Raw genomic sequence first — 25,034 nt, 5'->3', positions numbered from 1 at the left:
TGAAGAGCTATTCTTTGCGGATTGTTGCCGCCATCGCAGCCCTGGCGTTGGCCGTTGTGGCGGGCTGCGCGCTGGGCAGCTTGACTTCCCGGCCCGCCGTCCCCGGTGAGGGAAGCGCGGAGGCCGGTTTCGCGCGCGACATGCAGGTCCACCATCTGCAGGCCGTGGACATGAGCATGATTGTCAGGGATCGCACTGAGGATCCGGCCATCGATCAGCTGGCCTACGACATTGCCCGTTCCCAGCAGCAGCAGGCGGGGCAGATGTACGGCTGGCTCTCGCTGTGGGGCTTGCCGCAGGCAGGCGCGCAGCCGGCCATGGCCTGGATCGGGGGTGCCGGCCACAACACGCATAGCGGGACACCGGCGGAAGAGAGCGCAGCTACTGATACGGCGATGCCCGGCATGGCCACACCAGAAGAACTGGCAAAACTCAAAGCCGCCAACGGGGCCGACGCCGAACGGCTCTATCTCGAACTGATGATCGAGCACCACAAGGCAGGCGTTACCATGGCAGAAGCCATCCTGCCCCGCACCGATATTCCGGCCGTAGAATCCCTTGCGCAATCGATAGTCACCGCGCAACAGTCCGAAATCACTTACATGGACCAGCTTCTCGCCGCTCGTTGAGGTGCGCGGGCAGCCGGGCCACTTCGTGGCCTTCGATCTCCTCGCGGTGAAAGGACACGACATCCACCAGGAGCCCCGGGACAGTAACGTTCAGCATCCCGGGTGTGCTCCGCGCTGTCCATAGCCCCAATGTAGGACGTTCGCGCCCGGGAAGCACCAGGCAAACAGAAAACCCCAAAGCAAAAATCCGGCTGGGGACGACGGGGTGGGGGAGCGGGACCACCATGCACAGCAACCGCGAAACCAGGCGCCGGAAGGGTTCACAACCAGGCTCAACCGCAGCAAATACCTGACTCACCATGGGCTCCCGGACGCACCAAAAATTGGGCAAAACCCCTAGTGTCACAACCGCTGTCATTTTCAGAAGCCGACTGCACACCGTCAGGCGAAATGACGGGCTTCGTGCAGGGGACTATTGAAATTGGATTGTCAGGAGTCCTGTGCACAATCGGTCTTCTTGCTTAGAAGTCGTGTGCACAACGCTGTACGTTCTCAGGAGTCCGCTGCATGAATCGACACAGCAGTCCACGGGAGGCGGTGTCAGTTGGGGATCCGGAACCGCACACGCGAAGGAATGAGGTCGAAAAGTCCAAGGGGCGGCACCGTGGCAAACAGCCGAAACTCACAGTCAAAGCAAGAAGCTCACGTCAACAAGCTCCACGCCTCGGACGAGTACAGCACGCGGGAGCTGGCCGAGCTGTTCTCTGTAGGCAGGTCTACCGTCTACCGTGCCATCCGACGCGCAGAGCCAAAACTCTCCGGCCCCTAATTCGCTTGTGCGGTCGACTTCGGACATTCCGTGCAGACGACTTCTGAAAGTGACAAAAATGCCTGCCCCGCCGCAGGCTCCCGGACCAACCGACAAGGTAGGGGGGATAAAAACCCCTAGAATACGCGGCAAAACCCCTAGTCATTCAGATGAATGAACGCTAGAATAGAGGTATCAAGTCATCCAGACGAACCTCACCAAAGCTGATACGAAACGCAGGACTGAACATGACTACTCCCACGTACTGGTGTAACTGCATTATTCGTAAGTTGCGTTAATCGAATAGGAACTGCCCGCGGCGAGGTCGCGGGCAGTTCCTATTCTTGCCATCCACGGGCTCTCGACAGTGCAGCCCGTTCTGGAGTTGTTCGGCCGCGTATGCGGCCTGTTCTGATTATTCCTGCTGGTGCTTAGTGGCCGCCGCCGAGTTTTCCGGCCATGCGTTCGCGCATGAGCACGCTGGCGGAGTTAAGGCCGATGATTTCCACGTCTTTGCCGTGCCGGTGGTACTTCTCGGTTATCGCGTCCAAGGCGGCAATCGTGGAGGCATCCCAGAGGTGTGAGGCATGCATGTCGATGATGACTTTGTCCGGGTCGTGCGCGTATTCGAACTGAGTGTAGAGGTCATTGGAGGAGGCGAAGAACAGTTCGCCGTCCACGACATAGGTGGCCACCTTTTCCCCGTTGAGTTCCATTACGGTCCGGTCGACGCTCACGAAGTGTGCCACGCGCCGCGCGAAAAGGACCATGGCGGTCAGGACGCCCACCCCGACGCCGATCGCCAGGTTATGCGTCCACACGGTCACGATGACGGTGGCCAGCATGACGGCGGTTTCGCTCTTGGGCATCATTTTCAGTGTCGAGGGCTGGATGCTGTGCCAGTCGAAGGTGGCGATGGACACGAAGATCATCACGGCTACCAGGGCGGCCATGGGGATCAGTGCGACAATGTCGCCGAGGCTGACCACCAGGAGGAGCAGAAACATGCCGGCCAGGAATGTGGAGATCCGGGTGCGGGCGCCGGAGGCCTTCACGTTGATCATGGTTTGGCCGATCATGGCGCAGCCGCCCATGCCGCCGAAGAACCCGGTGATGATGTTCGCCGCACCCTGGCCCCAGGACTCCCGGGTCTTGCCCGAGCGGGTGTCGGTGATGTCGTCGACGAGCTTCGCGGTCATCAGGGATTCGAGCAGGCCGACGAAGGCCATGGCCAGCGAATAGGGGAACAGGATCTGCAGTGTCTCGAAGTTCAGCGGCACGTTGGGGAAGAACAGTGTCGGGAGGCTGTCCGGCAGGTCGCCCTTGTCGCCCACGGTGGGAACGGTGATGGCGGCCAGGACTGTGATGAGCGTCAGGACGATGATGGCCACCAGCGGGGCGGGAACTACGTTGGTCAGCTTCGGCAGGCCGAAGACGATGGCCAGCCCGAGGGCGGTCAGCGGGTAGACCAGCCACGGGACGCCGAGGAGTTCGGGGACCTGGGACATGAAGATCAGGATCGCGAGGGCGTTGACGAAGCCGACCATTACCTGGCGGGGGATGAAGCGCATCAGTTTGGCTACGCCCGCCAGTGCCAGCAGCACCTGCAGGACACCGGCGAGGATTACCGCTGCGATGAAGTAGTCGATGCCGTGGCTGTCGACCAAGGGGGCGATTACCAGTGCAACGGCGCCGGTTGCCGCGGAGATCATGGCGGGGCGCCCGCCCAGGAAAGCGATCGAGACCGCCATGGTGAACGCCGCGAACAGTCCAAGCCGCGGGTCCACTCCTGCGATGATGGAGAAGGCAATCGCTTCGGGAATGAGCGCCAGGGCGACGACGAGTCCGGCCAGGACTTCGGTCTTGAGCAGGCGCGGGGATTTGAGGGTGCGCAGCACGGACTGGCGCTCCTCGGGAGAAAGGGCCGGCTTGCTGCCGGCTGTTGTGGTGGCCAATTCAAGGCTCCATTCACTGTCAAGAAGGCACGGCAGGCCTTCGGTTACAAAAGAGTCCGAGGGATGCGCCACGCTGCGCAGAAGAAAGCGTCTGTCGGCAACTGCTCGTTCCGCAGGCCGGTTACTACCCTAACCTAACGTGAGGGTAGGGTTGTAATCCTTGGGAAGAGGGAGACTTGGACTGTGAACAAATCCAAAGGAACAGCCACCCAGGCGCGGACGATGCATATTGGTGAATTGGCCGATGCTACGGGGCTGTCGCTGCGCACCATCCGCCACTATGACGAGATCGGGCTCCTGCCCGCAACCACGCGGACGGAGGGAGGGTTCCGTGTTTATACGGACTCGGATCTGCAGCGCTTGATCGTGATCCGCTCGATGAAGCCCCTGGGCTTCACGTTGGAGGAAATGGCTGAACTGCTCGAGGTTGTTGATACTCTCGCTGACGGCGCCGCCCACCCGCGTGAGAGGGAACTGTTGGAGAGCTACATCCGCCGGGCCAATGAAAAAAGGGACAAGCTCGCACTCAATCTCGAACGGGCTGATGACTTCATAGCCAGCCTCGAAAACAAGTAATCCGGCATCGGATCGGGCGGCGCGGTGCGCTCTAATTCCGTGGAGCGGTCCTGAGTTGTGGGTAGTTGTTCCAGGATCGTGCCGCTGTGTCGGCCCAGCGGGCAGCGGCCAGGGTGCCGAGCCCGGTCAGATCGCACAAGGGGGCGATGGGGATGTGGGCGGCAAGGTTGATCAGTCCGGCGTTACGCAGGGGAGTGGCTTTGATGCCGCATTTCGAGAGTCCGGCCGAGAGGGCCGACGGCGAGAGGTGGCGTCCGGGCTGCGGGGCAGGGAATAACCAAGGCGCCGTTTCGTCCATCGCCCAGGGCTTGGCCGCCCGCTGATGCTCTGCGATCAGGGCTGCGAGATTACCGTGGGTCTGAATTGGGGAGAGGCCAAAGCGCACGGATACCTGACGATCATCAATGACAATGTCGTTGAGCGTAAGTGTGGTGATGCTGGTGAGGGTTTGCGCATAGAGGCCGACGAACAAACCGGTGATCCTGACGTGCAGCGGAATACCGTCGTCTGTTTGCAGCCGGTCGATGGTGGCCCAGTAGTCCTGCTCCGACATGGTGGAAGAGGGATACCCCGGCTGCGGGACATGAAGCCGAAGCTTGGGCATATCGGTATCAGCTGCGGCCCAGGTCAGGAAAGCGGCCAGGAGCGGCTTGCTTCGCGGGTTTTCCAGCACATAGCCATCGAGTGCGGATTGGCTGGCTTGCGCAGGTTCGAGCCCCAGACCGGCCAGGTGCTGCATGAAACCGGCGGCGGTTTGTCCTTTTTGCCGGGCCTGGGAGAGCGTGCTGTCCTTGGTCGGTCCGGTGCGTGCTTGCAGGCGGAGCTGCCGGCCGATGATCCAGCGCAGGTAGGGCTCGAGATAGGTGCGTGTCTCCTGAGGCAGGCTGCCCAGGAAGGCCGTGGTCCAGGTTTCGAAGCGGTGCAGGTTTTCATCGCGCTGGGGGAGCAGCCCGGTGGCGATGAACAGGCTGCGGACGTAGTCCGTTGCACTGGTCCGGGGACAGCCATCAAGGGATGCGTGGTCGAGGGTGAGTTCATTGTTCACGAAGCGGCGGATCAGCCGGGCCGAGGCGCTGCGGCGGATCCAGTGGGCGATGGACGTGCTGCGTGAACTGGCGAGCAGTTGCTGCCGGACCGGTACGAAAACAGTATTGAGAACGCCCTGGTTGTCGGTGATCAGGTCCAGGCTGCGTTCCCGGACCTCGCAGGAGCAGCATCGCCGGCCGTAGAGATTCTCTTCGGCGCCGCAGTCGGTGCAGCTACGGCGGGGCGGAACTCCGGCGCAGGAGGCGCAGCACGGGGTGCCGGTGGAGTCCAGATAGGCGATGATTTTGTTGCCGTGGCAGTGGGGGCATGCGGCCGGGACGCGGCGGATCCGGTGGTGGCAAGGTTCGCACTGCGGGCCGCCCAGCAGGTATCCCCTGATGCGGCCGGTCTTGGCGCAGCTGTGGCAGGCGGCGATCGTCCCGGGCGCGCAGCGGGGGCAGAGCAGGCCTTGCGGGGATCTTTTTTCGATGGTGCCGTACCTGCCGCATCCGGAGCATTCCTTAAAGGAGGCCGGGTCTTTCCGCCAGCACCGCTGGCAGTAATCCACGCCGTTACGGACCGTGTTGATTCTCCGGGGTTCGGCGCAGATTCCGCAGTTGCGGATGTATTGCTTTGTGGTGCAGGGGAAGCAGGCCCGTTGGCCGTTGCGCATGGTTTGGACGAGGAAGCGGGGTTCGTTGCAGGCCATGCAGCGGGGCAGGATGATCCCTGCGATGCCTGCGTCCTGCGTGGCGCGCAGCAGTTGTTGGGCCAGGCGGGGCATGTAGGGGTCGGCGTCGGTGGTGAAGCCGGGCCGGCTGAGAACATAGCGGCGCAGCACGCCCTGGCTCTTCGGGGAGCGGGCCACGGCGTCGACCAGTGTGGACAGGTCCTTCCTGCCGATCCGTGCGGTGGGCCCGGGGAGTTCCTGCAGTGCGGTGATGAGCCGGTCGCGGGCGGTAAGGCGCGGGGGAGCGGCAGGAGAGGACGGAGGCACCTGAGTGTTTATTGTTCGGGTCGGCGGATGGTGGCGGGAAGGGGCCGCAGGTCGCCGATCCGCCGGGGTCCGGGTGTTTCGCCGGAGGCGGTCTGGTCCAAAGGTTTCTCGGCGGTACGGGCAGTGAAGCTGATCAGGTCATTGGGGGTGCAGCCGAGGATGTCGCAGAACGCTGCCAGTACTTCGAGGTTGAGCCGGGCGGGAGTGGAGGTCACGAGCCGGTAGACCTGCTCCCGGGAGAGCGTGATGCCGCGCTCGGCCAGCAGCGGGACCATGTCGGTGGTGTGGAAGAGGCCTTTAGCGGCCATCAGCTGCCGGATGTTCCAGGTGATGCTGTAGCCGTCGCTCATGGGTGCTGTCCTTGCTGCTCGGGGTGGTAGATCCTTGCCAAGGCCTTGGCAAGGATCCGGTTTTTGTAGTCGTTGCTGACCGAGGTGTAGATCGCGGTCGTCGAGGCGTACGAGTGGCCGACCTGTTCCTGGACGAAACGCTCGGGGTAACCGAATTCAACCAGGTGCGTGACATAGGCATGGCGCAGGCTGTGCAGGGTGAGGTGCTGGTCGAGGTCCAGCTCGCGGCGCAGCTCGGCGAACCTGGTGTCCAGATGGCGGGCAGTGACGCGGGAACTGCGCTCGGTGATCCATAAAGCCGTGGAATTGCGGGAGCCGAACCTGGGCCGGGCTTCTTCCACCCATTGACGCAGACCGTGCAGCGCCCAGTCGAACTCAGGTACCGCCAGGACGGTACGCCGTCGGGGTGGCCCGCCTTTGAAGGCCTTCCCGAAGCGTACGTGGAGGGTGCCGAAACTGCCCCACTGGGGGCTATGGGGATTGGACCGCAGATCGGGTAGGTCCAGCATCACCGCTTCGGTCCGCCGCAGTCCGAAGGCGTAGATGGTCTTGAACATCTGTGCATCACGCAGCGCCGCGAGGGCGCCCTTCTTGCCCGCCGCGACGATCCGGTCGACCTGCCGGTCGGCATGGGCGAAGAAGGCTTCGAGTTCGTCATAGGTGAAGGGCCGCCTGGCCGGTTTGGCCTCGAATTCAGCCAGGTGGTGGAGGGTGTTGCGGTCATGGCAGATCTGGATCGGGTGGGTGCCGAAACGCTGTTCGCATTCCTCTGCCCATCCGTATCCGGGGTCGGTGATGAAACTGCAGAAGGATCTGATCTTCGCGTGATAGCCACGCAGGGTCGAATGGGCCAGCGGCGGCTGCCGCGAGAGCAGGGAAGCGGTGAAGTCTTCAACGTCCCCTGCCTGCCAGCGCCAAGGATAGTCTCCGGTGAAGGACATGAACCGGCGCATAAACGACAGGTTGTTCTTTATGGTCTGGCGGCCCAGCCCGCGGCTTAGCTGCTGCCGCTCCCATCCGGTAAGCATTCCATCGAAAACGGCCGCCTCCGGGTCCAGGTGCCGAACGTCCTCGCGGCCTCCGATTACCGAAACAGGCGAAAACATGCGCAGGACCTCCTCTCTCGACATGGACAAAGACTTAAGGAAAAGCTTCATTCTGCTGTCATAGTACGGTATGTTGCATGTAGTGCATCAATCGGGAGGGGGAATCAGATTGAAAACCGCGCACCGCGCCGTCCCCCAGGGACGGAAACTCCTGATCCGGCCACTATTTCAGATCAGCAGAATGTCGGTACAAGCTGTCAGGCTGGTTCCGAGACGTGGAATCAGCAATCGAAGGAGGTGCACGGAAGGACCGCTAACTCTCGCACCGGTCGCTATTGCCTCGGAACAGGTCGCGAAGCACGGGGGAAGATCCGTGCGGTTGCAGGCCGGCAGCCTCGTTGGAACAGGAGATGATGCATCAGATGAATAATTCCTCCTTGTTTACACGAAACCCGGCTGCAATCCTTGCCGCAAAACCATTGAGAAGTTTCGGGACGCAGGTATTGAACCGCACGTCGTGGACCTCACCGAAACCCCGGCAGCGCTGGACTACGTTTGTGAGGAACTCGGGTATTCCCAGGCGCCCATCGTGGTCATCGACGACGACTTCCACTGGTCGCACCTGTTTCCCGACAGTATTCAACGGGCCGTCACCGCGCTCACCCACACCACCGCTGGCTGATCCGCCGCGAACGAAACCAGAGAACAGGACCGCATAACCATGTCAGGCGAAAACAGCGTCACCGTCACCGGCAACCTCACCGCCGACCCCGAACTGCGCTTCACACACGGCCTCCGGTACGGCGGTCGCGAATTTCACCATCGCCTCCACCCCTCGCGTCTTTGATCGCGAGGCCGGCGGGTACAAGGACGGGGAGACCCTGTTCCTGCGGTCCTCCGTCTGGCGGGAAGCGGCCGAATACGCCGCCGAAACCCTCACCCGAGGTACCCGCGTTATTGCCCAGGGCCGGCTCGAGCCGCGCAGCTACGAAACCAGGGCCGGGGAAAAACGCACCGCGATAGATCTGGAGATCAACCAAAGCGCGGAGGAGCCTGCGGGGGAGCCCGCGGGTGTGCACCCGGTGGACCTGCTGCCGATCAGCCCCCGCGCATACGCCGACGACGACGCCTGGTTCGGCAAAATCGCCAACCCCGAAGGCCGCGGCAAACCGACCCCGCCGGATGGCCGGCCCGCGCCGGCGGAAGAGCCGGTCTTCAAAGGACTGGCGCTGCCGCCCGGTACGCTCACCGGGAACGTTAACTGAACTTCTTTGAGGAAGGGTAAAGGTGAAGGCCCTGGCCGCGCGGAACATCGTTGGGGGGAATGTCCGCAGCGGCCAGGGCCAACAAAAAAAGTCCCGGGCCGGATAAAACCAGTTTGGGGGAAACCATTATCAACAGCCCGGAACCAGGGAATAGTTTACATGAGCAAAAATAAGCCGGCTTCCTTCACCCCGTACTTCACCGAGGACGACGCCGGACAGGTCAGGGCGGCGTTCCTGGCCAGCGGCCACCAGGAAGGCTACGCCTCCATCTCGGAACTGATCGAAGCCGCCACCCTGCGCGAAGTCCGCCGGCTGGCACGCAAATACAACCACAACAGGACATGGAAACCGGCCCCGCCCGGAACCCTGCGGCCCGGACAACGAACACGGGAAGAACAACGATGACCGGTGCCCCCGCCCGACGCAGATTCCTTAAACCCGGCGACGTGATGGACATCCTTAACATCTCCCGCGTCCAGGCCTTCACCCTGGTCCGCTCCGGAAGTCTCGAAGGGATCCAGATCGGGGGCCGGAATTATCTTCAGTTCAATCCAGCTCATAAGGTGGAATCCGCAGGAAGATAGCGTTGGCCAGGCAGCGCCATCACCCCTGGACAGTGAGGAACGTGAGGTAAGAAGCGTGATAAACCGGGGTTTTGAAGCAAGGGAAGTGCCACTGTGGCTGAGCGACGTTTCATGACCCTCGGCGATGTCGGTGAGGAGCTGAACATCTCCTCGGCACAGGCTTACGCCTTGGTTCGTTCCGGCGAACTGCCCGCCATTCAGATTGGGGGCCGTGGGCAATGGCGTGTGGAAGCCCGGATTTTTGAAGAGTTCATCGTCCAGGCGTACGAGAAATCGGCGGCCGCTGCCCGGGAAGCGCGTCCTGCTGAGGACGATGAAAACGCAGGTGGCGAGGAGGAGCGGTGATCCCCGAAACCGCGATTGAGGCTGCCGCCGAGGCTATCTGAAACCAGGAAGCGGGAGGACCGGCATGGGAGCGCCTCGATAACGACAGCAGCGAGCGGGCCCGTTGGCGTGTGATTGCGATGTTCGCCCTTGAGGCTGCAGCACCGCATCTGGCCGCGCAAGTCCGGCAGGAAGCAGCCGACGACGTGCGCGATAACATTCCGGCCGGTTGGCCGGACGCCTTGGCCGCCCCGAACGAGCGGACTTGGCGGCGCGGATACGCTGCAGCACATGAGGACATGGAAGACCGCCTGCGTGCCAGTCCAGCTGCACGTCGCCCGGAGGGCGACGAAAACGCAGGTGACCGGGACCAGTAACTACTGCTCGTTTCCCGCCCTTCGGTCCGTGCCGTGAGAAACGAGCTGAGGATCGAAGCCTCCGATCCTCACGGCCGGCAGCGGACTCAAGATAAACGTGGGCAATGGCGTGTGGAGAATCGTATTTTGGACCAGTACATTGCCAGACGGCTACCGGCGGACCAAAGAGAACATCGCCAGCGGTCTCCCGGAGGAAATACCCGAGATGCGTGTAGGAAAGGAAACACCGATGGCCGAACTGAATGAGCTTCCGACCTTTTCAAGACATGAGGCGCCGTGCCTTCGCGCTGCTCGGCGGCCTTCCAGTCTGAACTGTGTTCCGGCTGGATGGCCGGGGCCGGGCCCGCTTCGGAACAAGCGGAGGCTGTGCGTGAAGCGCGGAGGGCCATCCAGGAAGGCGCCAAGTACGCGCTGGATCGGGCAGTTGACTAATAAGCCTAGGACCTAATCAACTCAAAAAGCTTCCGGCTACGAAGCGGTAAGCCCGGCGCAGGTTTCCCTTTTGGCGAGGAAACAGGAAGGCCCGCCACGCGGCGGGCCTTCCGCTTTTAACCTCCGGCGCTTGGTTATTCGCGGGGGTCTGCCGGTGGCGGCCAGGACCCGGTCGGCGTGTTCGACGAGCTCAGCCAGACCTTGCCCTCGAGGATGAGTGCGTTGCCCCTGATCGCTTCAATAACTTCGATGGACACCGTCCTGTTCTGGATAACGCGATTGATGACCCCGGTGTTACCCGTCTCGTTCTTTGGCGATGTGGACGTCACTGTGGTTGACCAGCGGCGGAGGGCTGGTGGTCGCCGCGGTGACGGCTTGCTCGTCAACGGTGACGGGCCCGTCCAGCCGTGTGGGACCGTTGGTCGTCACAGTGACGCGCGCGGGCAAGGGCTACGCGGGCGCGGGCCGGAATTTTAGGTGCGCGGTATCGGCAGTAGGCGTTCGCCGGCCAGGATTCTGATCAGGGTCCATGGCGGGGCCGGTCACTGCGAGCCGGTCGCGGTAGGTCAGCGCGGCATCGGTGGGCAGGTTCACGGTGGCACAGCCAGCACGCTCGGCTGTGCCACCGGCCGCACCAGCAGATCATGGTCGACACAGGGCGGCGGCCTGAACTCCGCGTTGGTAGAGCGGTGTCGGCTTGGCGCAATCCAGCGCCGTACGGTGCTGACCGGTCGGCCCGGCTCGGCGGCGATCTGCCGGGTGGCAGTGCCGCGGGCCGTCGGGATCAGCGCTGTGCGGGATCATGACCGGAACGGTCCACAAGACGGTGCGGCTGTCGATCAGGCCGGCGGGCGGGATGTGGGCGAGAAAGCCGCTGCCGGGGAGCCGGCGCATCCGGGCCAGGTAGGTTTCGGCGGCGTCCCAATGGGCGTAACGGCGGGCCGAGAGGGTCTTGCCGACGCCGGGCGGGCCGTAGCACAGTCCGATATAGCGGTCGTGGCGCACTGCGTCTGCGAACTCGCAAAACCGCCGGTACTCGCCGGTGAGAAGGAGTGTCGGCGGTCTGGTGTCAATCATTGCGGTAGCGCTTGAGTTTGCGGGCCGGGCGGGGCGCCGGGGTAGCGGCCTGGTGCACGGCGAGCAGCTCGTCGACCAGTCTGTGCCGTGCGGTGATCTCCTCACGCAGCTGGCGGCGGTGCCGGTCCCGGGCCGTGCGCAGGTCTTTCAGGCTGATCGTTGCGTCGGCGATGTCCTGGCATATCGCGGTGCAGAGGAAGGTCCCGTTGTGAAATACCCGTATCTGGCCGAGATCTCTCGGGTCGTAGCGGATGAGAACCGGCTCGCCGACGAACGCGGCCAGGTTCACATCGAGGTAGCGCAGGTTCTGGAAGCGGATGCCGTCACGATGCACCACCCGGGGCGCCGGCACGGTCAAAAGCAGCAGGTCAAGATCTTCGATGCGTTCCGGTAGCTGCGGCAGGAACCCGCCGGCGTCCCAGCGTTGTTGCGGCGGCTCCCCGGTTTCGCTGTGTCGGCGCTGGTTGTAGTCGCCGACGATGAACGCGTGCAGCAGACCGTCGAGCTCACCCAGGGTCAGCTTCGGCACAGACGTCTGTACCCCGTGCACCAGATGCCCCGGCAGGCCGGGCAGGAACAGCTGGTTCACGCTGCGAAAAAGGCGTTCGATCTTGCCCCTTCCGCGGGGTTTGCCTGCCGTGCTGTGGATCAGCTGGATGTGCAGGTCGGCACATACCTGCTCCAGATGGCGGCTGGTGAAATCCGATCCGTGATCCACGTACAAGACCTCGGGGATGCCGCACACGTGCCAGGCCGGATCGGTTTTGGTCCAGATCGCCTGGTGCAGCGCCAGTGCCGTGTTCAATGCCGACGGGTCGCAAAGGTTTAATGCGTAGCCGGGCACGGCGCGGCTGTGGTCATCGAGGATCACCGACAGCCAGGGCCGGGCAGGCTTACCCTCGGGGTCAATGACCAGGATGTCGAGTTCGGTGTGGTCGGCCTGCCAGATGCCGTTGGACCGTTGGGACTCCCGCCGGTACAGCAGGTCATAGGCCTGCTGGTAGGCCTTTGTGCCCTGCTGCGCCAGGGTTACCAGCGGATCGCCCAGCGCCCGGACGATGCTGCGCACGGTTGTGTAACCCGGTGCGGTCCAGCCCTTGCCGGCGGCGATCTCCTGCACCTTGCGGTGCACGGTCGCGACCGACGGTGCAGGGCGCTTCAGATACAGCGCCTCGATCACGGTGACCAGCTCCGGCCGGATCCGGCGCCGGTCGCGGTCCGATCGAGGTGTCGGGGCCAGACCGGCCAACCCGTGCCTGCGATAGGCCGAAAGCCACCGTTCGGCGGTCCGTGTGGAGACTCCGGCTTCCGCAGCCGCCCTGGTCAGCGGCACACCCTCGTGCTCATGCGGGCTCAACACAGACCAGCGGGCCATCGCGGTCCGCCGCTGATCCTCGCTTAGCCCGGCGAGCGTACGCGTCATCGTGTCCGCGTCCACATCTTCAACTATAGATCGCCGGCCGCCATAGAGCGCCGAGAGAATCCCGCTGGGATTGCTCGCGATCTTGTCAGCGGATTGCTCAATTGTGTCAGTGCCTTCAAGCGGAAGGTGAGGGTTGGGCATCCCGTTCGGGTCTCACCTTTCCAAGGTCGCTGGGGGCTCGATAGGGGTGGGCTGCGGCTGGAACTGCTGGTCGGCGCTGAAGTCGACGTCGTACTGGCCGCCGAAATAGTCGACACGCTCGATCCCGATCCACGCCTGCCAGGCGATCACCGGGGCCACATGGTGGGGCAGCGTGATGGCGCACTCCGAGGCCGCCGCCTCGATCTGGTGAGCGATGGCGCCCCAGAAGAGGCGACGACGGATGTTCTCGTCGGGCGGGATGAACTCTCGGGCGGCCTGGAACAGGGGCCGGACGGCGGTCGGCACGTAGAAGATGGCCGGGACGCGAACGAGTGTTCGCCGGGGCCACAGGTTCGGTGCTGGACGTTGCAGCCTCGTTACTCGATTGTTGATCCGAAGACGGTCGGCGCCCGGTGTCAGCGACTTCCACGTCAGGGGCATCAAGCTCGTCGGCGCCAGGCCGGTAAACAAGCTCGTGGCCAACGCGGCGGCGATCGCTGGGTGCGCTACGCCTGCGCGGATTCGGTCGAGTAGCTGGTCGGTGACTGGTTGGCTGGTCAGGCCCGGGCCCGCCAGGACGTCGAGCAAATCCCGGGATGCCGGCAGAGTCAGCTTGAATCCGTGCCGCCGGAAAGCGGCCTGCGCGCTGCGAAGCCGGGCCAGCGTGTGGGTGCGACTGGGACTGTCGTGGACCAGCTCCGAAAGCAGACCCATGACAGCTTCTCGACCGTCGTCGGACGTGGCCGCGTCGGGGCGGCCATCGAGCCAGGCCAGGGTCGTCTCCTGGGCCGACTGGTAAATGGTATCGAGCCGGGCGAACTCGATCGGCCCGAGTTGGTCGAAAGCGTAGCGGCGGAAATTGACCACGCCGGGGTACGTGACGCGCGGCAGGGAAGCCATCCCCGGATCGGCTGCCGGAGGGGCGCTGGGTCGGTGCCCACCCGCCGGCAGATCGAGGAGCTCGAGATTGGTGAGGATCTGGTGGTCGATCTCGGTAAGCGCCTGAGCCAAGGGACTGGGGATCGACCGTGTGTGGCAGACCAGGGTCAACCGGGTGCCAGTGCCGCGGCTCAGCTCGATGAGCTGGCTCCAGCGGTCGGCGCCGAGCAAGTGGGCGCGCAGCACGATGAGATCGGAGAGTTGGTCTGCGTGAAGCCACGCGGCCACGGCGCGCCAGGCGGGCCGGGAGCCCTGCAGGCGTTCAGCGGCGAGCCGATGGATCGGTCTTCCCAGGGCGCGCAGCAGGTCGTGGCTCAGGTCCTGGGACGTGGTACCGGTTGGGGTCGGGTGCACGACGACGGGGCCGGCGGCGGGGTTATGCCGTCGCAGTAAGCCAGCGGTGACCGCGATGTCGTCGGTGCGGTCCAGAAGCACCTGCACCGCCGCCGGACGGCTCGGCGTGACGGCGCTGGTGGGAGGATTATCGAAGCCGGTTCTCAGGTGCTGCCGCCGAGTCGGCTGAAGGCCCAGCGCAGCACATCCCGGTCCGGCGCGGTGCCGGTCGGACGGTCAAGGCGACGGAGCGCGGTCACCGAGTGGGCTGTGATCTTGGCCCAAGCACGGAAGTTGCCATGCCCGGCGTGAGCATCGGCGAAGGCGATATCGGCGGGGTCCGCATCGGCCCAGATCGGGTGGTAGGCGGGGATGACCTCGAGTACCTGCTCAGGGGTGAGGCGACGGAACTCCTGCCAGACATAAACGCGGCTGGACAGCATTGGCTCACGGCGAAGCACCCGGTAGCAGTCGCCGCCGCCGACGAAGACGATGGCGATGTCGGTGCGGCGGTCGTCCCACAGGTGTCGCCACAACTCGAAGCATTCGCGTGAGAGCCACTGGGCTTCGTCGCAGACCAGCACCCGGAACCGTTCTTCGAGAACGTCTTTGAGGAGCGCGTCGAACTCGATCGGACGACTCGGCGGGCTGCCGCCGATTCCGAGTGCCTCGAAGAGCACGTGCCGGATATCGCGAGGGGTTGGCCGGGCACGGAACTGCACCCGGCACACGTCGGCCGGCGCCAGCGCCCGCAGAGCGGCGTTGACTGACAGCGTCTTGCCCAGTCCGGCGTCACCGTGCACGCACATCATCGCCCGAGCCGCGATGACGTCGACCAGGTTGTCCCGAAGCGCCAACAATGCATCAGTGGCCACCACGTTCGCTCCGGGAAGTGCGAGGTAGTGGTCCTCGGCCCCGTCCACGGCGGCCCAGACATTCATGGCTTCGGGCCGGTCCGGGAGGCGTGGGGGAGTACCCATTCAGGCGACGGCGGGCCCGGGGCGAACAGATCGACCCGGGCCGCGGCCTGCAATTGGGTGTCTTGGGCCGTGGCGAGCTCGGCTCGTGCCGCCTCTGCGGTGACCGCCTGAACCGGTTGGAGCGGCGCCGCCTCGGTGGCCGCGGCATAGCGGACTCTGCGTGCCTTCTCCGCGGCCCGCAGATCGGCTCGTAGGCGGCGCTGCTGCTCGCTCCGGGCCCGGTGCAGTGCCGCGACCTCCTCCGCGCTGGCAGCATCGGCCAAAGTTGCTGAGCCCAGGTGCTTGCCGCTGGTCGCGCCAAAAACCTCGATCTCGTGCTCGTGGTGCGGCATGTGACGCACTCGGACCGCCAGACCAACCTGGCCGGTCATCCAGGCCGCCACGTAGTGCCGTCCGCGCCACGACACCCCCTTGGGAGTGATCGTCCGAGCGCGGCCATCATCCTCCAGCATCAACAGCCGCAGGTCAGCAGCCGGGACAGTGCTCAGCGGGGTCGGATCCTCGGCCCAGGCTTGCAACGGCGTCCGGCCCCCCAAGGCCGCTATGGTGTGACCTTCGTTCTCGCCGTTCCACCAGCGGACCCAGGTAAGGAACTCGGCAACGAACGCCTCGAACGGCAATGCAGGTGCATCGGGATCGGTCGGCTTCCCGTTCGCACCCTGCTGCGCGTGGGTGTACCTCGGTAGGGCAGCGAAGAACATGGTCTCGGCCGCGTTGTTGAGTGACTCCACGGTGCCCTTCAGGTGCGGAGTGTACCCGGGCAGTGCCACCACCCGCACCGCCAACCCGGCCAGGACGCTGTGCACCGTCTTGGACAGGAAGTCCTTGCCGCGGTCGATCCGAACGGCACCAGGCAATCCGCCCGGCGGCCCGTAGGGCTCCTCCAGACTGATCGCCGCGCGAAGCGCAGCCAAGATGCTCTCCCGGCTCGGTGGACCCGGCGTTACCGCGGCACCGCACACCGCGTCAGTTCCCACGTCGACGAACCACGTCACCCAAGGCTTGACCAGCCGATCGTCGGGCAAGAGCACTTCGACCGGCACCTCAACGTGATCGGCCTCCCATACCTCATTGCGGTGCACGCGCGGTCGGCGCAGGAACACTTCGTGTGCGCGTCGCGCACGCTCGCCACCACGTAGTCCGGCAAGCTCGCCACGAAGAACGTCGCGAGCCACGGCCCGCTGGACCGTCGCTCGGCTCGGGCGCTTCCCGCCCTCACCTGCGGCGGCGACGAGTTCCCGATGCACCGCTGAGACGTTCCCACGCCAGAACGCCAGCCGCTCCCTGACCTCATCAGTAATCTCGAACCGCTCCCGAGGTGACTGTACTTCCCCTTCGGACCGTGCCTGCGCGAGCCAACGCCACACGGTCCTCTCGCTGACATCGGATCCTTCCGCGGCCAAGCGCACATCCTCAGTGGTTAACCGCCCCGCGGCGTCCAAGGACAGCAGCAGCCGCACCACCGCCTCCCGCGGCAGGTCAGCACTGACAACTGGCTCGTCTACGTCCAACTCCCAGGGCTCCTCTGCGCTCGTGCGCCCAGCCACGTCGGCAGGCGACCGTACATGCACTGACATGGGTAATCAGACCACTGACAGTGGTGAGAAATCTACTGACATAAGTGAGCAATGCGCTGACCTTCTCGCGATCAATCCCAATCGGCACTGTGCCCAGCACCTCGGTCGTGTCGGCCCACACTTCTGTCTTTAATCTTTCGTTCTGTATTTCGTCTTTAGTCTTTTATTGTGTTCCGTCATGGTAGAGTGACGATATGAGCGAGCAGCAGATCGAAGAGCGCACCTGCCGGTATCCGGGGTGCCGCCGTCCTGCCATGGCGTCCGAGGCCGGCACCGGCCGGCCGCCGGAGTACTGCGACGATCCCGCCCACACTCGGGCTTCCGCGTGGCGCGCCCGGCAACGGCTAAGCGAGGACGACTCCCGCAGCACCGAGGCGCGGCCCGTGGATGCCGCGCGCCAGCGTGCGGGCGAGATCACCGGACAGGTCGCCGGGATGATCGAGCAACTGGGCCAGCAGCTGGGCGCGCTCGTGGAAGAGCTGCGCACGGTGGGGGACCCCGAAGCGGCCGAGGCGCAGATCGAATCGGTGGCCAGCGAGGCTGCGGAGCAGGTGGCCGCGGCCAACGCGCGGGCCACCCGTGCTGAGCAGGCCCAGCGCCGGGCCGAGGCCGAGAAGGATGAGGCCGACGCCGCCGCCGGGGAAGCGACCCGTAGCAGTGAGGAACTCGCCGCCGAGCTGGAGCAGGTCCGTGCCGACCTGGCAGCCGCCTACGAGTCCGGCGAGCAGTTCGGCGGCGAGCTCGCCCAGGTCCGCGCGGCCGCCGAGGCAGACCGTGAGCGCGCTCAAACCGAAGCCGATCAGCTGCGGGCCGAGGCCGAGACCGCCCGCGTGCAGGCCCGGCAGGCTGAGCAGGACTGCGCTGCCGCCACCGACCGGGCCGAGACCGCCGAGCGCGCCCAGGCTGCCGCCGAGGAAGGCGCCCGCGCCGCCAGCATCAGGGCAGAGGCCGAGACGGAGCGCGCCCGGCGCGCCGAGGCAACGACCGGCGAGGCGCGTGACCAGCTGGAGGCTGCCCGCGCCGACATCGAACGATTGCGCGAGGCGGTGGCCGACCTGCGCGGTTCCATGGCGTCACTAACCGCCGAGCGGGACGCGGCCCGCGCCGACGTCGAGCGAGAGCAGGCCCACGGTGAGCAGCGGGTCCAGGACCTCCACACCACCTACGGCCGACAGGTCGACCAGCTGCGCGCCGAAGTTTCCGAGGCGCGCGAAATGGCGGTCCACGCACGCCGCGAGACTCCGCCCGCCAGTATGGGAGCCGGAGAGATGGACAGGTGAGTGGGCCACGCGTTGTCAGCGTAATGCCCCGGCCGGGAGTAATAGGGTAAGAAGACCCCGCAACAACGCGCAGTGCATATGCATTGACTGGGCCGCGGCTTCTGCCGGGACATCGCCACGCCACAGGAGGCGGGATGATTTCAATCTCTCAGGCTCCGAATCCAAGGATCTGAAAGGGGAATTGCCTGGCCTGATTCTTAGCGCTTCTTTTGGCAAGCAATCAACCACTGACTTGGCTGGATTCCTGGCTTAAATGGTGCCTACGGATAGTCGGTCACACACACCGCCGCAAGCTGAGGGGCGTTCCCAAAATGCGGGGCCGGCCGCCTCCCCGTTACCGGCGCTCCTCCGCCCGCCGCCTGACGCACTGACGCGGGCGCAGCCGCAATCGGTGCCATCGGCTCCAGGCGTCGGAACCAGCAGGCGCCGAAAACCCCCAATGCAAAGACGGGCTGGGGACGACAGGGTGGGCGAGCGGGCCACCGTATGCAGCAACCGCAGGCCCAGGCACGGGAGGAGTGAGTTCACAACCGGGAATCAACCGCAGCCAACACCCCACCTCACCACGGGCTCTCGGACGCCCCTCCCACCAGAAATTCACATCGGATGCTATTCGCCGGATTCCGACTTCCATATGCGCCCCGTTATCGCCCGCTTGAAGTGCAGGAGACGCAGGGGGCTGCATCGAACCTTCCGGTGCCAAATTACGTATTACGCGGTAAGCTTGAAATGTACCGAACGTCATGGAGGTCGCAATGAGCATTGAACGGCCTGAACAGGCACTTGAAGGACGGCAGCGCGCCGAATGCACGTTTCCAGCCTGGGTCGACAGCCTGGCCGCTGCTGGACCGTACCTTGAGATCCATCTCGATGCGTTTCCGGTTGGCAGCCGCGAGGTGCCGGCGACCTCGTACTCCGGATCACTGAGCGCCCGCCTGCTTTCCCAAATTGCGCGCGTCGACCGAAGTGTCCATGCCCTCGGCCCGGCGATGGCTGCGAATCGTGAACCCACGTCCCCACAGCTGGCCCGAAGTCTCCAGGCCGAGGTGAATGTCTGGAAGCGGATCGAGGATGAATTCAGTTTGCTGAGCAGCAGTGAAGTTGCCGAGATGCTCGGCGCCAGTCCCAACAACCGGAACCTGGCCTCCGAGAAACGGCGCGCTGGAAAGATCCTCGCCGTCGGGCGTGGCAACACCTTCCGCTACCCCGGCTTCCAGTTCGACCGCCGGCGCGGCATCGTACGCCCGGTCATCGAGGAGCTCATCGCGCTGGCCGCAGAGGCCGACTGGCCCCAGGAGGACCTGCTGCTTTGGTTGTGCTCACCGTCGGCGTATTTCCATGAGGCCGACCGGCCGGTGGATCATCTGAGCGAGCCGGAGCGACTGCTTGAGGCGGCGAAAGCTCAGTTCGAGGCGGCTTGGTGACGGCTAAACCGGGCCTGGTAGTGACGCCGGAACCACCGGATCCCTTCGTCCCGCACGCAGTGTCGTTGCCGGCTGGCACCGTCCTATACCGCGTTCATTCCAACCGTTTCGGGTCGACGGATTTTAACCCCGGACCGAAAGGTCCGGGACGGTTTCACTTCTTCGGTTTCCCCACGGTGCCAGTCCTGTACGCGGCTTCAACAGAGATCGCCGCGGTGGCCGAGACCCTGCTGAGGGACATTCCGCTTTCCGGCGGCAACCTGCTGTATCCGGTCTACGGCGACAGGGTGCTCTCAGCCCTCTACCTGCTTGAGGATATGAACCTCGCGGCTTTTTCCGGCATGGGACTGCGCGTCCTCGGCGTGGAAGCCAGGCAGCTGACCGACACCCCCGGGGAAAACTATCCACAGACCAGGAAGTGGGCGGAGGCCGCCCATACCGCCGGATTCCAAGGGATTGAGTGGATGTCGCGGCAGGACAACAGGGACCGGGCGTACGTGTTCTTCGGCGACCGCGTGGACACAGCGCAGTTCGGCATCGTTCCAGGCAGCGGTCGGATCTTCGCCGCTGGAGACGATCTTGATTGGCTGGTCAACCAATGCGGGGCAGTCAACATCGAAGTCCTCCCTCCGCACTGACCGAATTCAAACCAAATCGACAGCTGACCGGTTTCGCTCCGGCTAGCGCTCAATGATGATGCTGAACAGATCCCATCTGTTCAGCATCATCATCATTCCCAGGGACATATGCGCCGTTATCGGTATTTGTCGCTCGACGGCCATTCATGGCTATTCAAGTCGCTGAGCCACACATGAAGCCAAGGAAACTACACCACGGCTGAGGATCAGATTAACAAGGGGAACGAAACGGGCGTCCCGGAAGTGGAAGAAGCATAGGATGACCGACCCGGAGGAGCACCATGGCAGAGATGATCTGGATCGAAGGCGAGCATGTCGAGGCCCTGGACCTGGCAGGGACGAGGATCAGCGGCACTGTAGAGCAGGTCGCGCCGGAAATCGGGGCAGCTTGGATCCGCGAAGACGGGTTGGGCGAGCGACGACTGGTAATTACGGATGACGTGGTCGCATCGGACTAATAAGGCGCTGCCGCTTACGCCTAGGCGACTTCTCCTATTACTGGTCATATGCGCCGTTATCGGCGGTTGACTCCCTATTATTCGTCGTGCGGGGTCAGAGGCCCGGATTCTGGGACGTTGTGTTTGCTTCGTGAGCCGGGGAGGGATGTCTCAGGCGCAGATGACGCGGATGCTGTAGTCGCTGGTGTCCAGCATCTTGCGGGTGTCGAGGGGTTCCTCCTTGATCCAAAGGACCCCCGCTTCGGGAGCAATCTCTTCCACCCGGCCGTGGTACCGGATCCGATCGGGGCCGGTGGCTTCGATCCGGGCCCCGCGGCGGAGGTTCGAGACGTCATCAAGGCGGGCAGACGAGGGTGGGCGTTCGACAGGGGAAGTTTCCGCTGTCATGGGTTCCTTACTCTTTGGCATTGGGGGTAACTCTTTTCATGGTTGCTCGGAAAAGGTGGTTGGGAGGTTTCGCGGGTGCAGCCTGTTCAGAGGGCACGTCCGGTGTCTGGGGGAGGAGCGCGAAGTGGCGGCAGACGCTGCCGGGCCAGGGGCGGCGTTGCGCTCAGTTCACCTTGGACACGCGGCCAAACGCTGCTCCGTCCAGGAACATCACACACCCGGCCGAATGCGCGGTGGGTGACTTGGTTGTAAGAAGGGGCCGGCGGCCGTGGGGGATGCCGGCCCCTTCCATACAGCGGATGAAACGCATTTCGAGCATGAGCCGGCGTGCTTAAGCGTTCATCCTTCTTCCGGTGGCACCGTTGCTGATCGTTGGGGGGACGCAGCAGGTGCCAGCCGGGGTCTTATCGTGCTTTCTTGTCCCGTTTTCATAACGGGAAAGATTCTTTCTGCAGCGCTGCTGTTTCTCCCCTGTAGCGATGACGAAAGAAAGCGGAGCACAGGCACCGATCCGCATTGTGGCTCATGCGGTTTCGGGCTCTTTAGAGAATATTGGGCTTTGCAGCCTCTTGGGCTGATTTTTCTCAAACCTCCGACAACTGTCGGTCGGGTGGCGGCCATTCAGCACTGCGAGGGCGCTGCAAAGCGGAACAAGGATCGTCCGTTTACGTTCGCAAAAGGGCGGAACAGGTACGTCAGGAATCGCAGGAGGGTGGTTGGTTTATTTCGTGCGGGGCGCGATCGGATTTAAGTAGCCGTAAAGCCAGGACAGCGGCGTATGCGCTGGTTAAGGGAATGGGTCCTATTAGGCGGTAGCCCAGGACTTCTTCGACGTTGCCGATACGTCTGGCAACGGAGCTGTGGTGAAGGTGCAGCGCTTTCGCGGCACGGCGCAGTGTTCCTGTCCGGCACAGCGCTTCCAATGCTTCAAGCTCCGCACGCCCGCCGTCTTTCCTCTCGATGGCCTGAAGTGCCGGGAGATCGGGCAGCTTCAGGAGATCATCACGAGGTACCCGGGCGAGCAGGGTGAGGTTCCCGAGCTCAGCGTGTGAAATGACGCGGGAAACAGGACTGCCATCGCCGGTAAACGGCAGAACATCTAGGGCGTGATGGTAGGAGAGGTGGATCCGGGCAACCGGTACCCGAGGACCGATACCGACACGAACACCGGCTGTCATTTCAGCAAACCGCCGCAACGGCGTATCCCGTGGCGCAATGGCGATTGTGTCGGCGCCCGTAGTTACGGCGATGCAGTCAGGGTCGGCTTCTGCAATCCGCTGCGGCAACTGTTCAGAGGATTCCTTCTCCCGAAAAGCCAGCACGGCGCTTCGCTTCAAGGTGCCCAGGCCCAAAGAAATCCAAAGATTCTCCCGATCACGATCGTTCGTATCAGTGTGAAGCAGCCCGGAGAGGAGCCTGCGCTGAGGCAGGACAGTGGCATTGGAAACTGGATTCATGACTCAATCGCGGCAGGAGTATGCGGTCAGGGCCAACCCGGGCCTAACCGCTGGACAAACACTGGTGGACGAAACCTGCGGAACAAGCCGCGGCTGTCGAGGGAACAGCCCTTCAAAAAGCCCCCCAAAAGGAGACTACGGCCATAACCACAGGTCAGCGGCATATCCGGTGAAAGATCCGACAACTGTCGGACGACTGCGGAGGGACTTCCGCAATAGACTCTCGTAGCATCCCTCCTCTGACGCGGCCGGGATGCATGCGCTTGAACAACCGATAAAACGAGGCCCCTTCGACGGCTGCCGCTCCGTCTAATGAAGCAGGAAATACACCGGATGAAATCTGACGCAAGATGCCGTATAGAAGTCGTTGTGAGTGATGGAAGAGAACTGAACGGGCTTCTAGACAAAGCTGTGGATACCCTTATCGCGACGGCATTGGAGCGAAAAAAGAACGGGATCCTCGTGACCCGGCACGACGGCAGCCGATACACAGTCGAACTTACCGATGAAGTCCCCTACGGGCTCACCCACGAACGATCCATATGAGCGGCGGCACCGCAGAATCTCTGCCTTACCTCAGCGGCTCCGGCGCTGAGTCCAGGTACGGCAGGTACTGTCCGCTCCACAACCGCTCGTCCTGGAAGCGGTTGTCCGTTCGAGAGCGCGAACCGGTTTGAGCCATGAGTGAAGCGGCGACAGGTCAGATCTGGGCGTTGGATCCGGCCAGCCTCCACGAGGTGCTTCTGGACCCTGAAGCAGCTCTGGCCCAGGTTAAGGAAGGGTCGCCTCTGGAACGGATTTGGGCCTTGCGCTTGCTCGGGTGCCTGGACCAGGCCGCTATCGAGGCAGAGGATCTGCTTGCCGGTGCCGATTACAGGTTCGGCCCTCTGCTCCTGCTGGCCCACATTTACCAGTGCCAGTACAGGTGGGAGGAAGCCTCCTGGCTGCAGGGGGAAGCGGTCAGAATCGCCGGAACACCGGAACGCGAAGCAATGGCACACCATCACACAGGACGAAGACTGATGGTAGAAAGCCGCTACCGCGAGGCCGAACAGGAATTCGAATGGGCCATAGACCTCTTCCGGGCTGCGGGCAGCCCAGAAGAAGTGGCCGACGCCTCCCGGACCGCCCAGCAGCTGGCACGCCGGCTTTCGGCCCAGAACACCTTCAAAGAAGAACCCCCGCTATAAATCGCGGGACACTCACCTCCACGGACTCAAGCCAATGCGATCGGGACGAATTCCACCACGAAAGAAGCAGAAAAACGCGATTTCCAACCATGCGTCTCTGCATTCCACACCTGACTAAATTCGAACTGATCCCACGAGGCAAACCGCTCTTCATATGCGTCGTTATGGGCGTTTGAAATCCCGCACCTGCCGTTGGGTCTGCGGTTGGGTTATCTGATGGCTTGTGGCTGCGAGCAGAAGCGCCGTTCCGCCCGGTCGGCGGCCTCATCGGGTCAGCCCAGTCCGGCAGGTTCCTGGTGTCCGTCGTCGTCGGTGATTTGGCCGGTGACCGGTTTGCGGGACAGGTGGACGTCGCCGGCTTCCGGCCCACGGGCTGTTGCGGCGGCGACGGCATCGCGGTCATCGGCTTTCGTGTAGGCGTGGCGCAGATGGACCGGGTCGATGGGCTTGCCGAGGCGTTTTTCCTGCCGCCGCTTGGCCGCCAAGTTCAGTGCTTCCACGGCGATGGCGAACGCCATTGGGCCGTAGATGAGCGCCTTGTCGATCTTGACCTCGAACCCGTCGGCGATCAGGAATACCCCGATCAGTACCAGGAAGGCCAGGGCGAGCATCTTGACGGTGGGGTGGCGGTTGACGAAGGCGAAGATGTACTTCGCGGAGAAGAGCATGATGGTGAAGGAGGACAGCACCGCGACGATGATGATCAGCAGGTTGTCCACCATCCCGACGGCGGTGATCACCGAGTCGAAGGAGAAGACCATGTCCAGGATGATGATCTGCCCCAGCACGGCGCCAAACGTGGCGGCCTTCGCGCCACCCATGCCATGGGATTCGGTTCCCTCGAGCTTCTCATGGATCTCCCGTACCGCTTTATAGATCAGGAACAAGCCGCCGAACAGCAGGATCAGATCCCGTCCGGAGAACCCCATCCCGAAGAGTTCGAAGAGGTCCTCGGTGAGGGAAATGATCCAGGACGCTGCGAACAACAGGACGACCCGCATCAGCATACCGAGCCACAACCCGAGGTTGCGGGCCTTGGCCTGCTGCTCCACCGGAAGTTTGCTCGCCAGGATCGAGATGAAGATGACGTTGTCCACCCCCAGGACGATCTCCAGGATGAACAGGGTCACAAACGCAATGGCCAGATCGGGTGTCAGCTCGAATGCCAGTTCCATCCGGCCAGCATAACCAACATGCATGGCAAGTAACGTGGGTTCTGCGTCTTCGCGCCTAAGACCCGAGTCAACGAAGCCCGAGCAGTCCCGGGGCGCTAACAGCGGCACGATCCGTCGGTTAGGACGACGGTTTCGGTTCGGCTAAGATAGTCCTATCAAGGGGAGTACTCCCGTCTGTGATCGGCCCGTCAATACGGATGCATTGAAGCGTCTCGGGTCGATTGGTTCCGGTGTCGACCGGGCGGA

Annotated in this window: 25 protein-coding genes and 2 pseudogenes; 14 read left to right on the top strand and 13 right to left on the bottom strand. The window is 63.6% G+C overall.

The window, feature by feature from the left end; translation table 11 throughout:
- Positions 1-14 precede the first annotated feature (14 nt).
- On the top strand, positions 15-629 hold the full coding sequence (locus B0G38_RS12935) for a DUF305 domain-containing protein (protein ID WP_264669838.1): 615 nt from the start codon (positions 15-17) through the stop codon (positions 627-629).
- Positions 630-1,203: 574 nt separating this feature from the next.
- Complete coding sequence (locus B0G38_RS23330; protein WP_169998935.1) at positions 1,204-1,398, top strand: helix-turn-helix domain-containing protein; 195 nt, start codon at positions 1,204-1,206, stop codon at positions 1,396-1,398.
- 410 nt (positions 1,399-1,808) lie between these two features.
- On the opposite strand, the gene B0G38_RS12925 is transcribed toward B0G38_RS23330, so the two are convergent.
- Positions 1,809-3,332, bottom strand: a complete 1,524-nt coding sequence (locus B0G38_RS12925) for a SulP family inorganic anion transporter (protein ID WP_264669837.1) — start codon at positions 3,330-3,332, stop codon at positions 1,809-1,811.
- A 222-nt stretch (positions 3,333-3,554) separates the two neighbouring features.
- On the opposite strand from B0G38_RS12925, the gene B0G38_RS12920 reads away from it, so the two are divergent.
- Positions 3,555-3,908 (top strand): MerR family transcriptional regulator, encoded by a 354-nt coding sequence (locus B0G38_RS12920; RefSeq protein WP_264669862.1) that lies wholly within the window; start codon positions 3,555-3,557, stop codon positions 3,906-3,908.
- 31 nt (positions 3,909-3,939) lie between these two features.
- On the opposite strand, the gene B0G38_RS12915 is transcribed toward B0G38_RS12920, so the two are convergent.
- The 3 genes from B0G38_RS12915 to B0G38_RS12905 are packed head-to-tail and all read right to left on the bottom strand — an operon-like array spanning position 3,940 to position 7,387.
- Positions 3,940-5,931: a variable surface family protein gene (locus B0G38_RS12915; RefSeq protein ID WP_264669836.1), complete on the bottom strand. Its 1,992-nt coding sequence runs from the start codon at positions 5,929-5,931 to the stop codon at positions 3,940-3,942.
- 8 nt (positions 5,932-5,939) lie between these two features.
- The gene (locus B0G38_RS12910; RefSeq protein WP_264669835.1) at positions 5,940-6,281 is read right to left on the bottom strand and encodes a helix-turn-helix domain-containing protein; all 342 of its coding nucleotides are present in this window, start codon (positions 6,279-6,281) and stop codon (positions 5,940-5,942) included.
- Complete coding sequence (locus tag B0G38_RS12905; RefSeq protein ID WP_264669834.1) at positions 6,278-7,387, bottom strand: tyrosine-type recombinase/integrase; 1,110 nt, start codon at positions 7,385-7,387, stop codon at positions 6,278-6,280. Before B0G38_RS12905 ends, B0G38_RS12910 begins: the two co-directional genes overlap by 4 nt.
- Before the next feature lie 388 nt (positions 7,388-7,775).
- Here B0G38_RS12905 and B0G38_RS12900 point away from each other — a divergent pair.
- From B0G38_RS12900 to B0G38_RS12875, 6 genes and pseudogenes are all read left to right on the top strand, one after another.
- Positions 7,776-8,009, top strand: a pseudogene (locus tag B0G38_RS12900) (glutaredoxin family protein); the annotation flags it as partial.
- A gap of 39 nt (positions 8,010-8,048) precedes the next feature.
- Positions 8,049-8,367 (top strand): annotated as a pseudogene (ssb, locus tag B0G38_RS12895) (single-stranded DNA-binding protein); the annotation flags it as partial.
- A gap of 33 nt (positions 8,368-8,400) precedes the next feature.
- On the top strand, positions 8,401-8,592 hold the full coding sequence (locus tag B0G38_RS12890) for a hypothetical protein (protein WP_264669865.1): 192 nt from the start codon (positions 8,401-8,403) through the stop codon (positions 8,590-8,592).
- Between the two features lie 159 nt (positions 8,593-8,751).
- On the top strand, positions 8,752-8,997 hold the full coding sequence (locus B0G38_RS12885; protein ID WP_264669833.1) for a ParB family protein: 246 nt from the start codon (positions 8,752-8,754) through the stop codon (positions 8,995-8,997).
- Positions 8,998-9,269: 272 nt separating this feature from the next.
- Positions 9,270-9,521 carry a helix-turn-helix domain-containing protein gene (locus B0G38_RS12880; protein ID WP_264669832.1) on the top strand — a complete coding sequence of 84 codons (252 nt, stop codon included), beginning with the start codon at positions 9,270-9,272 and terminating at the stop codon, positions 9,519-9,521.
- 119 nt (positions 9,522-9,640) lie between these two features.
- Positions 9,641-9,877: a hypothetical protein gene (locus B0G38_RS12875; RefSeq protein WP_264669831.1), complete on the top strand. Its 237-nt coding sequence runs from the start codon at positions 9,641-9,643 to the stop codon at positions 9,875-9,877.
- Between the two features lie 566 nt (positions 9,878-10,443).
- On the opposite strand, the gene B0G38_RS12870 is transcribed toward B0G38_RS12875, so the two are convergent.
- The 6 genes from B0G38_RS12870 to B0G38_RS12845 all read right to left on the bottom strand — a co-directional run bounded on the left by B0G38_RS12870 (position 10,444) and on the right by B0G38_RS12845 (position 16,662).
- Positions 10,444-10,638 carry a hypothetical protein gene (locus B0G38_RS12870; RefSeq protein WP_264669830.1) on the bottom strand — a complete coding sequence of 65 codons (195 nt, stop codon included), beginning with the start codon at positions 10,636-10,638 and terminating at the stop codon, positions 10,444-10,446.
- A gap of 313 nt (positions 10,639-10,951) precedes the next feature.
- The gene (locus B0G38_RS12865) at positions 10,952-11,386 is read right to left on the bottom strand and encodes an AAA family ATPase (protein ID WP_264669829.1); all 435 of its coding nucleotides are present in this window, start codon (positions 11,384-11,386) and stop codon (positions 10,952-10,954) included.
- Positions 11,379-12,761 carry a Mu transposase C-terminal domain-containing protein gene (locus tag B0G38_RS12860; protein WP_264669861.1) on the bottom strand — a complete coding sequence of 461 codons (1,383 nt, stop codon included), beginning with the start codon at positions 12,759-12,761 and terminating at the stop codon, positions 11,379-11,381. The genes B0G38_RS12865 and B0G38_RS12860 overlap by 8 nt, the downstream gene beginning before the upstream one ends.
- Before the next feature lie 201 nt (positions 12,762-12,962).
- Complete coding sequence (locus B0G38_RS12855; protein WP_143711734.1) at positions 12,963-14,324, bottom strand: hypothetical protein; 1,362 nt, start codon at positions 14,322-14,324, stop codon at positions 12,963-12,965.
- 62 nt (positions 14,325-14,386) lie between these two features.
- The gene (locus B0G38_RS12850; RefSeq protein ID WP_052295573.1) at positions 14,387-15,163 is read right to left on the bottom strand and encodes an AAA family ATPase; all 777 of its coding nucleotides are present in this window, start codon (positions 15,161-15,163) and stop codon (positions 14,387-14,389) included.
- Positions 15,160-16,662 carry an ISNCY-like element ISAau5 family transposase gene (locus B0G38_RS12845; RefSeq protein ID WP_011777053.1) on the bottom strand — a complete coding sequence of 501 codons (1,503 nt, stop codon included), beginning with the start codon at positions 16,660-16,662 and terminating at the stop codon, positions 15,160-15,162. The genes B0G38_RS12850 and B0G38_RS12845 overlap by 4 nt, the downstream gene beginning before the upstream one ends.
- A gap of 311 nt (positions 16,663-16,973) precedes the next feature.
- Here B0G38_RS12845 and B0G38_RS12840 point away from each other — a divergent pair, with 311 nt between their 5' ends.
- The 4 genes from B0G38_RS12840 (at position 16,974) to B0G38_RS12825 (ending at position 20,579) form a co-directional block, all read left to right on the top strand.
- Positions 16,974-18,059 carry a coiled-coil domain-containing protein gene (locus B0G38_RS12840; protein WP_264669828.1) on the top strand — a complete coding sequence of 362 codons (1,086 nt, stop codon included), beginning with the start codon at positions 16,974-16,976 and terminating at the stop codon, positions 18,057-18,059.
- A gap of 743 nt (positions 18,060-18,802) precedes the next feature.
- Positions 18,803-19,483, top strand: coding sequence for a helix-turn-helix domain-containing protein (locus B0G38_RS12835; RefSeq protein ID WP_264669827.1), 681 nt, complete (start codon positions 18,803-18,805; stop codon positions 19,481-19,483).
- Positions 19,480-20,121 carry an RES family NAD+ phosphorylase gene (locus B0G38_RS12830; protein ID WP_319801245.1) on the top strand — a complete coding sequence of 214 codons (642 nt, stop codon included), beginning with the start codon at positions 19,480-19,482 and terminating at the stop codon, positions 20,119-20,121. Before B0G38_RS12835 ends, B0G38_RS12830 begins: the two co-directional genes overlap by 4 nt.
- A gap of 281 nt (positions 20,122-20,402) precedes the next feature.
- The gene (locus B0G38_RS12825) at positions 20,403-20,579 is read left to right on the top strand and encodes a hypothetical protein (protein ID WP_264669826.1); all 177 of its coding nucleotides are present in this window, start codon (positions 20,403-20,405) and stop codon (positions 20,577-20,579) included.
- 150 nt (positions 20,580-20,729) lie between these two features.
- Here B0G38_RS12825 and B0G38_RS12820 read toward each other — a convergent pair whose 3' ends face one another.
- Positions 20,730-20,966, bottom strand: a complete 237-nt coding sequence (locus B0G38_RS12820) for a hypothetical protein (protein WP_264669825.1) — start codon at positions 20,964-20,966, stop codon at positions 20,730-20,732.
- A gap of 695 nt (positions 20,967-21,661) precedes the next feature.
- Entirely contained in the window at positions 21,662-22,423 is a 762-nt protein-coding gene (locus B0G38_RS12815) for a helix-turn-helix domain-containing protein (RefSeq protein ID WP_264669824.1), read from the bottom strand.
- A gap of 680 nt (positions 22,424-23,103) precedes the next feature.
- Between B0G38_RS12815 and B0G38_RS12810 the strand changes: the two genes are divergently transcribed.
- Positions 23,104-23,613, top strand: coding sequence for a hypothetical protein (locus tag B0G38_RS12810; RefSeq protein WP_264669823.1), 510 nt, complete (start codon positions 23,104-23,106; stop codon positions 23,611-23,613).
- A 272-nt stretch (positions 23,614-23,885) separates the two neighbouring features.
- Here B0G38_RS12810 and B0G38_RS12805 read toward each other — a convergent pair whose 3' ends face one another.
- Positions 23,886-24,788 (bottom strand): TerC family protein, encoded by a 903-nt coding sequence (locus B0G38_RS12805; protein WP_264669822.1) that lies wholly within the window; start codon positions 24,786-24,788, stop codon positions 23,886-23,888.
- Positions 24,789-25,034: the final 246 nt, after the last annotated feature.

Origin of the sequence: Crystallibacter permensis, assembly GCF_025960875.1 — a bacterium.
Classification (GTDB): Bacteria; Actinomycetota; Actinomycetes; order Actinomycetales; family Micrococcaceae; genus Crystallibacter; species Crystallibacter permensis.
The sequence above is the reverse complement of the archived record's forward strand: the minus strand, read 5'-3'. Positions and strand labels throughout refer to the sequence as shown.